Annotated in this window: 9 protein-coding genes; 4 read left to right on the forward strand and 5 right to left on the reverse strand. The window is 63.7% G+C overall.

The window, feature by feature from the left end; genetic code table 11:
• Positions 1-27: 27 nt before the first annotated feature.
• On the reverse strand, positions 28-1,026 hold the full coding sequence (locus PQR54_RS30810; RefSeq protein WP_408252380.1) for a transketolase family protein: 999 nt from the start codon (positions 1,024-1,026) through the stop codon (positions 28-30).
• Positions 1,023-1,868, reverse strand: a complete 846-nt coding sequence (locus PQR54_RS30815) for a transketolase (RefSeq protein ID WP_408252382.1) — start codon at positions 1,866-1,868, stop codon at positions 1,023-1,025. Before PQR54_RS30815 ends, PQR54_RS30810 begins: the two co-directional genes overlap by 4 nt.
• Positions 1,869-1,999: 131 nt before the next feature.
• On the opposite strand from PQR54_RS30815, the gene gcvA reads away from it, so the two are divergent.
• Positions 2,000-2,890, forward strand: a complete 891-nt coding sequence (gcvA, locus tag PQR54_RS30820; RefSeq protein ID WP_408252384.1) for a transcriptional regulator GcvA — start codon at positions 2,000-2,002, stop codon at positions 2,888-2,890.
• 98 nt (positions 2,891-2,988) lie between these two features.
• Here the strand turns inward: gcvA and PQR54_RS30825 are convergent, their stop codons facing one another.
• The 3 genes from PQR54_RS30825 to PQR54_RS30835 all read right to left on the reverse strand — a co-directional run bounded on the left by PQR54_RS30825 (position 2,989) and on the right by PQR54_RS30835 (position 8,428).
• Positions 2,989-5,925, reverse strand: a complete 2,937-nt coding sequence (locus PQR54_RS30825; RefSeq protein ID WP_408252386.1) for an ATP-binding protein — start codon at positions 5,923-5,925, stop codon at positions 2,989-2,991.
• A gap of 280 nt (positions 5,926-6,205) precedes the next feature.
• A complete protein-coding gene (locus PQR54_RS30830) occupies positions 6,206-7,123 on the reverse strand; it encodes a helix-turn-helix transcriptional regulator (RefSeq protein ID WP_408252388.1) in 918 nt (305 codons plus the stop codon).
• 483 nt (positions 7,124-7,606) lie between these two features.
• Positions 7,607-8,428: an alpha/beta fold hydrolase gene (locus PQR54_RS30835; protein WP_408252500.1), complete on the reverse strand. Its 822-nt coding sequence runs from the start codon at positions 8,426-8,428 to the stop codon at positions 7,607-7,609.
• Positions 8,429-8,981: 553 nt separating this feature from the next.
• Between PQR54_RS30835 and PQR54_RS30840 the strand changes: the two genes are divergently transcribed.
• From PQR54_RS30840 to PQR54_RS30850, 3 genes are all read left to right on the forward strand, one after another.
• Positions 8,982-9,617, forward strand: coding sequence for a hydrolase (locus PQR54_RS30840; RefSeq protein ID WP_106286221.1), 636 nt, complete (start codon positions 8,982-8,984; stop codon positions 9,615-9,617).
• Between the two features lie 254 nt (positions 9,618-9,871).
• On the forward strand, positions 9,872-11,740 hold the full coding sequence (locus tag PQR54_RS30845; protein WP_408252390.1) for an amidohydrolase: 1,869 nt from the start codon (positions 9,872-9,874) through the stop codon (positions 11,738-11,740).
• A gap of 39 nt (positions 11,741-11,779) precedes the next feature.
• Positions 11,780-13,249, forward strand: a complete 1,470-nt coding sequence (locus PQR54_RS30850) for a mechanosensitive ion channel domain-containing protein (protein WP_408252392.1) — start codon at positions 11,780-11,782, stop codon at positions 13,247-13,249.
• The last annotated feature ends 131 nt before the right edge of the window (positions 13,250-13,380 follow it).

A 13,380-nucleotide genomic window follows, 5' to 3' on the forward strand; every position in this document is an offset into this window, starting at 1 on the left:
GCTTGCTTGTATTAACGAAATCGACGTTTAGCGCAGCCAGCCTTTGATCGTGTCGCACATCGCCTCGGTCGAAATGCCGTAGCGGTCGTGCAGCGTCGGCAGCGCGCCGGCATCGAGAAAGGCGTCGGGCAGGCCGATCTGACGGAAGGGCGGCGTGACGCCGTTGGTCAGCAGCACGGTGGCCACGGCCTCGCCGAGCCCGCCGATCACCGTATGGTTCTCCGCGACGATCACGAGGCGCCCAGGCCGGCGCGCTTCGCGCAGCAGCGTGACGGCGTCGAGCGGCTTGATGGTCGGCACGTGCAGCACGCCCACGTCGATGCGGTCGGCGGCGAGCGCCTTGGCTGTTTCGAGCGCGCGCATCGTCATGATCCCGGACGAGATGATCAGCACTTCGGCGCCGTCGCGCAGCAGCTTGGCTTTGCCGAGTTCGAACTGATAGTCGTATTCGTCGAGCACGACCGGCACGTTGCCGCGCAAGAGCCGCGCATACACCGGGCCGCGATGATCGGCGATGGCCGGCACCATCTGTTCGATTTCGAGCGCGTCGCACGGGTCGATCACGGTTAGGTTCGGCATTGCGCGGAACAGGGCGAGATCTTCGGCCGCCTGGTGGCTCGGACCGTAGCCGGTCGTGAGGCCGGGCAGCGCGCAGACCAGCTTGACGTCGAGGTTGTCCTCGGCGATCGCCTGGTGGATGAAGTCGTAGGCGCGGCGCGCGGCGAACACCGCATAGGTGGTGACGAACGGCTGCGCGCCTTCGTGCGCCATGCCGGCGGCGGCGCCCATCAACAGTTGTTCGGCCATGCCCATCTGATAGAAGCGCTCGGGGTATTCCTTCGCGAACAGATGCAGGTCGGTGTATTTGCCGAGGTCGGCGGTCATGCCGACCACTTCGGGGCGGTTGCGCGCCAGTTCCACCAGCGCGTGGCCGAACGGAGCTGAGCGGGTGATCTGGCCTTCGCCGGCGATCGAGGCGATCATCGCCGAAGTTTTCAGGCGCGGTTTCGGTGCGGCGGCGCTCATACGGTTCTCCCGGCTTCGAGCGCTTGCAGCGCGAGTTGCCACTCGTCTGCATCGACGCGGATAAAGTGGTTCTTCTCGCGTGCTTCGAGGAACGGCACGCCACAGCCCATGCGCGTATCGCAAACGATGATCCGCGGCTGCGCTTCGGGATGCGCGCGCGCCGCATCGAACGCGGCGACCACCGCCGCGAGATCGTTGCCGTCCACGCGCTGCACGAACCAGCCGAACGCCAGCAGTTTGTCGACCAGCGGCTCGAACGCCATGACCGCCGAGGACGGCCCGTCGGCTTGCTGGTTGTTGACGTCGACCATCGCGATCAGGTTGTCGAGCTTCCAGTGCGCGGCGGACATGAGACCTTCCCATACCGCGCCTTCGTCGAGTTCGCCGTCCGAAAACAGCGTGTAGACGGTAGCGTCCGAACCCTTGCGTTTCAGGCCGAGGCAGCGGCCGACCGCGATCGTCAGCCCCTGGCCGAGCGAGCCGCCGGACATCTCCATGCCGGGCGTGTAGCTCGCCATGCCGGACATCGGCAGGCGGCTGTCGTCGCTGCCATAGGTCTCCAGTTCTTCGTCGGCGATGATGCGGGCTTCGATCAGCGCCGCGTACAACGCGATCGCGTAATGGCCGTTGGAGAGCAGGAAGCGGTCACGGCCTTCCCAGTCGGGATCGTCGGCGCGATAACGCATGGCGCGGAAATAGGCGACCGCCAGCACGTCGGCGATGTCGAGCGCCTGGCCGATATAGCCTTGCCCTTGCACCTCGCCCATGCGCAGCGCGTTGCGGCGGATCTGGTAAGCGTGCTCCGCGAGTTGGGCGTACGGTGCGGATTCTCCTGGATTCATTGTCTCGTCTCCTGTTTTGCGTGGGCCACATCGACGCCGCAGCCAGTGATGACAAGCGTAATCTCACGCCAGGCAGCGCTCAAACGAATTAACATGGCCGATAGATGAATTGAATTCACGTGGATGCTGCCATGCACAATCGCGTCACCCTCAAGTCGATACAAGCCTTCGAAGCGGCCGCCCGGCTTTCGTCGTTCGCGCTCGCAGCAGAAGAACTGTTCGTTACGCCCTCAGCGGTCAGCCATCAGATCAAGCTGCTCGAAGAGCAATTGAGCATTCGTCTGTTCCATCGCCTGCATCGAACGGTGCTGCTGACGGACTCGGGAAGGCAATACGCAGAGGAAATCAGCTCGGCGTTCGCGCGCATCGACGCGGCCACGCGCGAGATCGGCCGCGTGGCGAAGAGCGACATCCTCACGATCCACAGCACGCCGAGTTTCGCGACGCAATGGCTGATGCCGCGTATCGCGCGCTTCAGCGCGGCGCATACCGATATCGACGTGCGTTTGAATGCGTCATCGGAGGCGGCGGATTTGATATCAGGAGCGGTCGATATCGACATCCGCTACGGTCCGCGCAAGCTGCAGCCGGCCGGCACGCTGGTGCTGGCGTTGCCGCCGGAGACGATCGTGCCGCTGTGCGCGCCGGCGCTGATGAGCGGCGGCTATCCGCTGCGCAGCGTCGCGGACTTGCAGCACCATCCGCTGATTCATAGCGAGGGCTGTCTGGTCGGCTGGCGGGACTGGATGCGTTTGCATCGCAAGACGCGGATCGATATTGGACGCGGGCCGCGCTTCGACCGCTCGTTCATGGCGTTGAGCGCCGCGGTCGATGGGTTGGGCGTGTGTCTGGAGAGCCTGCTGCTCGCGCAACGCGAACTGGAAACCGGAAGGCTCGTCGCGCCGTTCGGCGTGGACGGCCTCGACGTGCACGGCTACACGCTGAATCTGTTGAAGTCGCGTGCCGACTTGCCGAAGCTGCGCAGCTTTCAGGACTGGCTGTTTGCTGAACTGGAGCGGTGAAATGCGCGCAGGCGGGCTTCGAGCGGCGAGGCATGTCCGCGCCTGTTCGAGCAGAGCCGGCGTGAAGGCGCGACGCGTTCCGCCTTAACGTAACGCGCCTAGCCAACGCGTGCGATGGAATCGTTAAACCGATGCGCTTCCCGCGGCGGCAATTCGAACACCGCCCGTTGCATTGCTTTGCCATGACGTGAGCGCAGCCTCCTGATCGTCGCGAACAGGGACCGCACATCGGTGGCGCTGGATGACGTGTCGAAATACGGTGCGATCTGTTCCAGCACTTCGATCGCTTCGTCATTCCGGCCTTCGTCGCGCAGCAGCGCCGCCATGGCCAGCGACGCGCGCAGTTCCCACATTCTCGCGCCCTGCGCGCGGGACGATTCGAGCGCCGTCGCGAAACAGGTGGCCGCGTGCGCGAGCTTGCCGCCGAAATCTTCGCCGGCACCGGCTTGCACGCCGGCTTCGGCGTGCGCGGCGATGCCCAGCACGCGCCAGATTTCCGGAACAAACATCAACTCACCGTGATGCTGGCAGAACGCCAGCGCGTCGTTCAGACGGCTGGCCGCTTCGCGCGTTCGTCCCACGCTCACGAGCGCCTCTGCATGGACGACGACAAACAACGTGACGAGACGCCGGAAGCCGCGCGCGATCAACGCATCGAGCGCGGCAGCCAGGTTCGGCAGCGCCCGCGCCACCTGTCCATCGAGAATGTCGCGGTAAGCGCCCAGGCAGCCGCAATACTCCACCCAGACATCGAAGCGATGCAGCGCGGCCTGCGAACGCATGATCTCCAGATACGCGGAGGCGCGGCTCAGATCGCCCGACAACAGCGCGAGCGGCGCGGCCACGGTGCCGAGCATGTGCGTGAGCGACGGCTCCATCGTTTCGGGGCGCACCAGGCTCACGAGCGTATCGACCAGCGTCATGGCCTCGCAGGGCTTGCCCTGAAGCCAGGCGATCCGCGCGAGCGTCCCGTTGCAATAGACGAGCGGATCGACGGCGAACCTGCTGTCCCGCTGTGACTCTCCTTCGAGCTGCGCAAAGCGTTCGCGCGCGCCCAGCAATCTCCGTTTGGCCTCCGCGTGCTGCCCGAGGCAATGCAGTGATATCGCCACTGCCTGGTCGCCCAGAACGGCTTGCCATGCATTGCCTTCGTCTTCGGCAAGGCGCTGGAATTGCCGCGCGAACTTTATCGATTCGTGGATGTTGCCGCTGGAGAGCATCATGTTCCACAGGCCCCACAGCGCGCGTGCCTGAAACCCATAGTCGCCGCTCGCGATCGCCAGCGCGAAGACATCGCGCCACAGTTCGGCCGACCGCGCCACGCACCCGCGAACGGACGGCAAGGCCGTCGCCAACGCCGCGCGCACGCGCATTTCGCAGGCGGCGTCCACCGTGGCGGCCGGAAGCTGGTCGAGTACGCCGACCGCGAGTTCGGCGCGCGCGCAAGCCTCCGCGATCATGCCGCCATCGAGCAGTGCACCGGCCAGGTTGGAGGCGAGGTCGACGCCGAGGCGCACATCGCCTTCGGCGGAGAAGGCCCAGTCGAACGCGCTGCGCGCGTCGTCGAATGTGTGGTGAAGAACCGTGGCGCACTCCGCGTCGCGGCGCACGGTCGGCGCCGTGCGCGTCTGGAAGCAGGTGGACAGATAGCGCGCATGGCGCGAAGCGAACGCCGAGCGCTCGCCCTCGGCCTGCAGTTTCTCCAGCGCATAGGCCCGCGTCGATTCAGGCAGCCGGTACTTCGCGACCGGCCCGTCGAACTCGACATTGGCGAGCGACTTGGCCAGCAGTTCGCTGATCCCGCTGATCGCGTTCGCGATCGTCAAAGTGGAATCGCAGACGACCGCGCACATGGCCTCGAACGTGAACACGCCGCCGAACACCGCGATGCGTCTGAAGAGGGACTGCGCCCCTTCGTCGAGCAGCGCGAAGCTCCAGTCGAAGGTGGCGCGCAAGGTCTGATGGCGCGGCAGCGCGGTGCGATAGCCGCCCGCGAGAATCGCCATGCGATCGTCCAGCCGCCGATGCACGCCTTCCACGCCGAGCGCCGCGACGCGTGCCGCCGCCAGTTCGATCGCGAGCGGAATGCCGTCCAGCCTGCGGCATATTTCGCCGACCAGCCGCAATTCGGCGCTCTCGGCCCCCACTTTGTACTGCAACGAGTTGGCGCGCAGCAGAAACAGATTCACGGCCGACTGCTGCAGGATCTCCGCATCGGTGCAATGCAAGTGCGGCACGTCGAGCGGATCCACGCGAAAGACGGCCTCGGGCATGATGCGCAGCGGCTCACGGCTCGTCACGAGCACACGCAGCGAATCGCTTTCCGCGATCAATGCCTCCACGATCTCGGCCACGAAACCGATCACATGCTCGGCGTTGTCGAGCACCAGCAGTCTGTGCCTGTGCGCGAGCGCCGCGGCGAGCTGCGCGACGGCGGGCGTTGCGCCTTCCGTGAGCAATCCGCAACCTTCCGCGATGGCGTCGAGCACGCCGTCATGCGTGCTCAGCGTGGCCAGTTCGATGAAGCAGACCGGCTCGGCAAAATCCCCCGCGGCTTGACGCGCCGCTTCGATCGCGAGACTGGTCTTGCCGATGCCGCCTGCGCCCACCAGCGTCAGCACGTGCGCGTCCCGCAGCATCGCGTGGATCTGTTCGACTGCCGCGTCGCGGCCCACGAGGCGGGTTTTCGGCGAGGGCAAAGGACGCCCGGTGCAAACCCGGCCGGCGGGCCGCACGGGGGCCGGCTTTTGCCGATGCACTAGCTGATAGCCGCGGCCAGGCACGGTGAGAATCAGATGCCGGTCCGCGCCGAGAATTTTGCGCAATGCCGAGAGATGCACCTGGATGTTGTTCTCTTCCACCACGGTGTTCGGCCAGACCGCATTCATCAATTCATCTTTCGTGACGAGACGGCCGGCGGCGGACACGATGACGGCGAGAATGTCGAAGGCGCGTGAGCCGAGATGCAGCGCTTCGCCGTCCCGCCGCACGGTGCGCATTTCCAGATCGATTTGAAAGCGGCCTAGTTCAATCATGTCGTTTTCAAGTCCCGGGACAATGAGCGTGATAAGGAGATGTGCTGCTCGGCTGCTGGTGAGCGCCTTGCATGTCCTTGCTGCGTCGACGCAGGCTCGAACGGCCATCGTCGATGTGCTCGAAAGTACCTTGGCAAATCACGCGCGTCTTGTCGGTTAGTGCGATGCTTTGTAGGAAAGTCTAACGGCGCATGCGAACACGGCTTGTTCGTTGCAATACCGGCATGAGTTCAAGAGGCGGGCGGCGTATTTAGCGCCGTTTGCTCACCGGCCCGGCCGCCTAGCCGGCCGCCTGTCTGCGCCATGTGCCGGGCGGCGTGCCGACCAGTTGCGAGAAGGTCCGCGTGAAATGGCTCTGATCGGAGAAGCCGCATGCAATGGCGATTTCGGAAAGGGAATAGTCCGAATTTTTCAGGAGATCGCGAGCCCGGTCGATGCGCCGTTCGAGCAGCCATTGATGCGGCGTGCGGTGCGTGGTTTCGCGAAAGGCGCGAATGAAATAGCTGCGCGAGAGGTTGCATGCGTTGGCGATTTCTTCGATCGACACGTTGCCTTGCGACTTGGCGAGCAACATGTCTTTGGCGCGCGCTTCCTGCAAACTCGAAAGGCGCCGGGTCTTGCTGAAGGATGAGCACGCCTTGTCGCCGTAGCGATCGAGCAGATGTGTGCCGATGGCGATACCTAACTGCTCGACAAAGAGCGGGCTTGCGTCGCTCTTGCGATCCAGCGTGAGCGAGAGGATCTGCGCGAAATGGCCGAGCGTTGGATCGTTGCGGCCTGCCAGTGTGGCGAGGCACGGCACGTTCGAACCGTTGCGCTCATAACAGGCGTTCGCGATGAAAGCGCGCGACAGTTCGATCAGCACGAAATCGAATCCGCGTTGCAGATCGGCTTTGTAGTCGTCCGCGAAGTCGCGGATATAGACGCTATCCTGGCCGAAGTCGTGGGTGGTCCAGCGGTGCGCCGAGTAAATGCGCCGCCGGTGGCCTGGCTTGAGCGACACGCCGATCAGGAAGCCGCGATCGGAACCGTGCATGGCGACCGCGCTGGTGTTGTCGTCGACGGTGGACTTGCGATAAAACTTGAACTCGCCGGTGTCGAGTTCGAGATCCCGGCCGAGCTGGTTCGACAGGCATCCCAGCGAGTCTTTGGATCGTGCGGCCGGGGCGGTGGTGGCGGTCAGTGTGGCGTTCAACATAATGGATCACCTCGATCGTCGCGCAGCGGTCGCACTGCTTTCAGCAATTTACCTGAAAATTAAAAAATGTAAGCAAGCGTCATTATGGCTTAATCGCCCCGGAATTTGAAAGTACTGAGTTAAATGGCGGCTGCTTTAATAATAGGCAGAGGGAAATATTTGAAATGGTCGGTGGGCCGCTTGCCCGCGATTGGCGAGAGGCGATTTTATTTTTGTCGAGCTTGTCGAAATGGTTTATTTTTGCGCCGACATATTGGCGTAATACATATCGATGCGGCGTGGCAATTCTGAAGCCGGCATTCGGCGCAGTGGCGGCGCAGAGCTAACACGCTGACGCCCATATTGGATGGGCCGATTCGAGCCGGCAAAGGCAACACGGCGCGGCGCCCGGCGAACCGGATCCGCCTGGCGGCCGCGCCGCGCGTCTACAACGTATCCACCGGGCGCCGCGTGGTTACATCCACACGTAGCGCCCTGGCGTCATCAGCTTTGCAGGAACGCGAGCAGATCGGCGTTGACCTTGTCCGCTTCCGTCGTGCACATGCCGTGCGGCGCACCCGGATAAACCTTCAGCGTAGCGTTCTTCACCAGTTTCGCCGACAGGCGGGCCGAGTCGTCGATCGGCACGATCTGGTCGTCGTCGCCGTGCAGGATCAGCGTGGGCACGTCGATCTTCTTCAGATCCTCGGTGTAGTCCACTTCGGAGAACTGCTTGACGCATTCATATTGGCCCTGGATCGAACCGAGCATGCCTTCGCGCCAGAACTCGTCGATGGTGCCTTGCGAGACTTTTGCATTGGGCCGGTTGAAGCCGTAGAACGGCACGGCAAGGTCCTTGTAGAACTGCGAACGGTTCGACGCCACGCTCGCGCGAATGCCGTCGAACACCGACATCGGCAGGCCGTTCGGATTGGCCTCGGTCTTGAGCATGAGCGGCGGCACGGCGCCGATCAACACGGCCTTCGCCACCCGCGCGGTGCCGTGGCGGCCGATGTAATGAGCCACCTCGCCGCCGCCCGTCGAATGGCCGACGAGCGTCGCGCCCTTCAGGTCGAGCGCGTTGATGACCGCGGCCAGGTCGTCGGCATAGGTGTCCATGTCGTTGCCGTGCGACGGCTGATCCGAGCGGCCGTGGCCGCGGCGGTCGTGGGCGATGACGCGGTAGCCCTTCTGCACCAGAAACAGCATTTGCGCGTCCCACGCGTCGGCGTCGAGCGGCCAGCCGTGCGAGAAGACGACGGGCTTGCCGGTGCCCCAGTCCTTGAAGAAGATTCGCGTGCCGTCTTTCGTGGTTACCGTATTCATTGTGTGACGCTCTCCATGCTGTGAGTGGGATGCATTGCCTGCGTGTGCGCTGCCGCTGCCGGCCGCCGCAGCGGCCATCGCGACGCCCGGCGCGGCCATCGCGGCGACTGCCGCGCCGGCTGCACCGGCGCCCGCGACGAGTAGCTGGCGGCGATTCGCCGACGCAATTCCAGATGGGCTAGCCAAGTTTTTTCTCTCCAGTCTTGTGATGTTGAAGGACGTCCCGTCCCGACGATGCATGACGTGACATCGCAGATTTCAATCGTACGGTGCGAGCCACTGTAGAGAACTTCAGATTGCTTAATTCTTCTGAATGCGACTGCTTGCGTGCGCCGATCCACCGGGGCGGGCCGTCACCATCTGGCGACACATCGCACTCACGTTTGCCGGAGTGCAAGCCACTCCGCGCCGTCATCATTTTTAAGAACGATTAAGGGCTTCCACAAGGACTCTGCAAAGCTCCGTCGATAGACTCGGTTCCAGTTTTCCTCGCTGTTCGAGCGAGCACGGCACGTCTCTCAGACTGCTTTGTCCATTCAATACGGAGCCCGTAATGCCTAAAGAACTCTTGACCCCCGATTCATGTGCGGTTGCCCTGATCGACTACCAGCCGCAGATGTTCTTCGGAACGACCTCGCATGAGCGGACCACCATCCTGCACAACGTCCAGGCGATCGCGAAGGCCTCGAAGCTCTTCAAGGTGCCGACGATCCTGACCACGGTGGCCGCCAAGTCGTTCAGCGGCGACATGGTGCCGGAAGTGCAATCGGTGTTTCCGGAGTACACGCCGATCGACCGCACGTCGATGAACTCGTGGGAAGACGTGAATTTCCGCAAGGCCATCGAAGCGACCGGCCGCAAGAAAATCGTGCTCGCCGGTCTGTGGACGGAAGTGTGTGTGTCGTTCCCGACCATCCAGATGATCAATGAAGGCTACGAAATCTACGTGCCGACCGATGCGTGCGGCGACATCACCACGGAAGCGCACGAACGCGCGGTGCAACGCATCATCCAGGCCGGCGCGGTGCCGATGACCTCGTTCCAGTACATGTTCGAACTGCAACGCGACTGGGGACGCAGCGAAACGTACGAAGGCTGCATGGACATCCTGAAGGCGCACAGCGCATACGGCATCGGCGTGCGTTACGCCAAGTCGATTCTCGGCGAGCACGCGAGCGAAGCGGGCTGATGGGCTAATCGGCTGACTCAGCGCAACCGGCATGGCATGACGCCGGCCAACCCGTATGGATGGATGCCGCGCCGCTCGGCGACCGTGGGCCGGCATATCCGCCAGGCTCACGCTGGCCGCGGCACCCGTTCGAACGCTCGATAGACGGCGCGCGCCGACCGCGCGCCTCCAGGCTTCCCTGTTTCCCGATTTCCGGGCTTGCCCGGAAATAGCTCCGTGCGTGCAAACCGGAGCGCTCTCCCATGAGGATCGCCATGACTTCCACACCTTCCGCGCCGACGCCGGCCGAGGTCGTCTTCTTCAACGGCAAGATCGCCACGCAGGACGACAAGCGCTCCTTCGCCGATGCGCTCGCCGTGACGAACGGCCGTATCGTCGCCGCGGGGTCCCGCGATGCCGTGATGCGGCACGCCAACGACGCCACGCGTCGCGTCGATCTGAAAGGCCGCACGGTCATTCCGGGTCTGAACGATTCGCACCTGCACATCATTCGCGGCGGCCTGAACTTCAATATGGAGTTGCGCTGGGACGGCGTGCCGTCGCTCGCGGACGCGCTCGACATGTTGCGCAAGCAGGTGGCCCGCACGCCTGCGCCGCAGTGGGTGCGCGTGGTGGGCGGCTGGAACGAATTCCAGTTTGCCGAGCGTCGTGGGCCGACGCTCGAAGAAATCAATGCGATTGCGCCGGATACGCCGGTGTTCATCCTGCATCTGTACGACAGCGCGTTGCTGAATGCAGCGGCCTTGCGCGCGGTCGGCTATACGAAGGACACGCCCAATCCTCCCGGCGGCGAGATCCAGCGCGACAAGCGCGGCAACCCGACGGGCATGCTGATCGCGCGGCCGAACGCCGGACTTCTATACGCGACGCTCGCGAAAGGCCCGAAGCTCGCGCTTGAGGATCAACGCAATTCCACGCGCCATTTCATGCGCGAACTGAACCGCCTCGGCGTGACGAGCGCGATCGACGCGGGCGGCGGTTATCAGGCTTATCCCGACGACTACGCCGTCATCATGGACATGGCCAAGCACAGCGAACTGACCGTGCGGATCGCCTACAACCTGTTCACGCAGAACGCCAAAAAAGAAATCGAAGACTTCGCCAAGTGGGTGAAGATGACCAAGCCCGGCGAGGGCGACGACTTCCTGCGCGTGAACGGCGCGGGCGAAATGCTGGTGTTTTCCGCTGCGGACTTCGAAGACTTTCTCGAACCGCGTCCGGATCTGCCCGACTCGCTCGAAGCCGAACTCGAAGCCGTCGTCAAACTGCTGGTGGCGAACCGCTGGCCGTTCCGTCTGCACGCGACGTATAACGAATCGATTGAACGCTTCCTGAACGTGTTCGAACGCGTCAACGCGGAAATTCCGTTCGACGGACTGCGCTGGTTCTTCGACCACTGCGAGACCATCACGCAGAAAAACATCGAACGCGTGCGCGCGCTCGGCGGCGGCATTGCGATCCAGCATCGCATGGCGTATCAGGGCGAGTACTTCATCCATCAATATGGCGAAGAGGCGGTCAAGCGCACGCCGCCGATCCGTCACATGCTCGACGCTGGCCTGCCGGTCGGCGCAGGCACGGACGCGACGCGCGTCGCGAGCTTCAACCCGTTCGTCTCGCTGTACTGGATGGTGTCGGGCAAGACGGTGGGCGGGACGTCGATGTATGGGAACGAGAACAGGCTCGACCGGATGGAGGCGTTGCGCCGTTATACGGTGGGCAGCGCGTGGTTCTCGAACGAGGAAGAGCGCAAGGGCGCGCTGGTGCCCGGCCAGTTCGCGGACTTCGCCGTGCTCAGCGAAGACTTCTTCACTATCGACGAGAGCCGCATCAAGTTCCTCACGTCGAACCTGACAGTGGTGGGCGGCAAGGTCGTCTATGCGGACGACGAGTTCGCGCCGCTCGCGCCACCCGATCTGCCGGTCAGCCCGTCGTGGTCGCCGGTCGCGGAGTTCGGCGGCTACAGCCGCTACAAGCCGACCGCCGTGGCCTGCGTGGACGGTTGCGTCAATCTGTGCGGCGTGCATGCCCACGCACACGGCTGGGCGTGGCGCAAGAACGTGCCGGTCAGCGATTCGAACGGCTTCTGGGGCGCGCTGGGTTGTAGCTGTTTCGCGTTCTGACCTGCACCGTTCCATGTCACAAGGCCAGCGAGAACCTTTATGCCGACCCTGAACGATGGTGTGCTGTACGGGCTGGGCATTCTGGTTCTCGATTTCCTCGCCTGGCGCTTCATGACCCGCAAGACGGACAAGGGGCGTCTCGCGCTGCGCGCGCTGATGTTCGGCTTGTCGACCTACGTGCTGTTCAGTTACGGCATGAATCCGCTGCGCGCGGCGCCCTGGCCGGACGAACCGGTGCGCCATCTGCTCGCGCAATTGCTGGAGGTGGTGTGGTGGCTGCAAGGCGCGCGGCTCGTGACGATCGTGCTGGATCGCACCGTGCTGCCGGAGACGTGGCACAAAGAGCGCCTGTTTCAGGACGTGTTCGGTGCGCTGGTGTTTCTGGCGGCCGCGGTCGGCGCGATTGCCTTCGTGCTGGAACTGCCGGTGCGCGGCTTGCTCGCGACTTCGGGAGCGCTCGCGATCGTGCTCGGTCTCGCGATTCAAAGCACGCTCAACGACGTGTTTTCGGGCGTGGTGCTCAACGCGACGGAGCCGTTTTCGATTGGCGACTGGGTGACGATCGGCGAGGTCGAAGGCAAGGTGGTGGAAACCAACTGGCGCGCGACCAGCCTGCTCAACGCGCAGGGCAACATCGTGGTGATTCCCAACAGCGTGGCGGCGCGCACCAATATCGTCAACGCCAACCAGCCTTCGCATACGCACGGCATCAGCGTGCTGCTGCCGGTCAAGCCGTCGGTGCGGCCCGCCACGGTGCTGCAGGCGCTCGCCAATGCGGCGGCCAGTTCGGAGAACGTCCTTGCCGAGCCAAAGCCGGTGGTCAGCGTGCGGCGGGCGACCAATGATGCGATCGAGTACGAGATCGTCTGCTATGTCGATGCGTTGAGCAAGAAGATCGAAGTGCGCAGCGAACTATTCGATCTCGCGCACCGGCATCTGTTATCGCGTGGTGTGGTGCTGCATCCGTTGTCCGTGTCCGAACCCGTGAACGAGGCCATGGATGAAAAGCAACGCCTGCTGCGCAGCGTGCTCATCTTCCAGACGCTCGACGGCGGCGGCATCGCGGAGTTGTCCGCGCAACTGACGCGCCATGAGTTCGACATCGGCGAAACCATTTACAGCGCCGCCGACGAAAGCGGCCACGCGTTGCACATTCTGGCGAGCGGCGTGGCGAAAGTCACCCTGCCGAAAGATAGCGGCGAGGTCGAACTGCGCCGGCTCGCGCCCGGCGACTCTATCGGCCAGTCGGGCATCCTGGCCGGCATAAGAACCGGCGTGATCGTTCATGCAATGACGCACGTCACCGTATTCCAGCTCGACAAGGCTGCGTTGACGCCGATTCTCGCGCGGCGTCCCGAGGTGGGACGCGAAATGTGCCGGCTGCTGTCCGAACACCATGAAACGGAGAAGCAACTGCTGGCGTCGCCGGACGACGCCGACTCGAATTCAGGCGGTTTGCTGCAGTGGATTCGCGACGGCGTCCGGCGCATCCATGAACTCACGTTGTGAGTCGAGTGCGAGCCGTGCCGCATCGATTAAGTCTTTTTAAGGATTCGCCAAAGTCTTTATGAGGTTAATTGGCTACGCTGCACTGATCAGTCGGTCGGCGATGCGCGCCCGCAAGCGGATGTCGGAGAGGG

It is taken from the genome of Paraburkholderia phytofirmans (assembly GCF_046028095.1).
In the GTDB taxonomy this organism is placed as follows: domain Bacteria; phylum Pseudomonadota; class Gammaproteobacteria; order Burkholderiales; family Burkholderiaceae; genus Paraburkholderia; species Paraburkholderia phytofirmans_A.

Bases quoted from the DNA above. Each gene is read 5' to 3' on its own strand.
- PQR54_RS30840 (WP_106286221.1), top strand. From the start codon at position 8,982: ATGCCTAAAGAACTCTTGACCCCCGATTCATGTGCGGTTGCCCTGATC.
- PQR54_RS30815 (WP_408252382.1), bottom strand. From the start codon at position 1,868: ATGAATCCAGGAGAATCCGCACCGTACGCCCAACTCGCGGAGCACGCT.
- PQR54_RS30835 (WP_408252500.1), bottom strand. From the start codon at position 8,428: ATGAATACGGTAACCACGAAAGACGGCACGCGAATCTTCTTCAAGGAC.
- PQR54_RS30830 (WP_408252388.1), bottom strand. From the start codon at position 7,123: ATGTTGAACGCCACACTGACCGCCACCACCGCCCCGGCCGCACGATCC.
- PQR54_RS30850 (WP_408252392.1), top strand. From the start codon at position 11,780: ATGCCGACCCTGAACGATGGTGTGCTGTACGGGCTGGGCATTCTGGTT.
- PQR54_RS30810 (WP_408252380.1), bottom strand. From the start codon at position 1,026: ATGAGCGCCGCCGCACCGAAACCGCGCCTGAAAACTTCGGCGATGATC.
- PQR54_RS30845 (WP_408252390.1), top strand. From the start codon at position 9,872: ATGACTTCCACACCTTCCGCGCCGACGCCGGCCGAGGTCGTCTTCTTC.
- gcvA (WP_408252384.1), top strand. From the start codon at position 2,000: ATGCACAATCGCGTCACCCTCAAGTCGATACAAGCCTTCGAAGCGGCC.
- PQR54_RS30825 (WP_408252386.1), bottom strand. From the start codon at position 5,925: ATGATTGAACTAGGCCGCTTTCAAATCGATCTGGAAATGCGCACCGTG.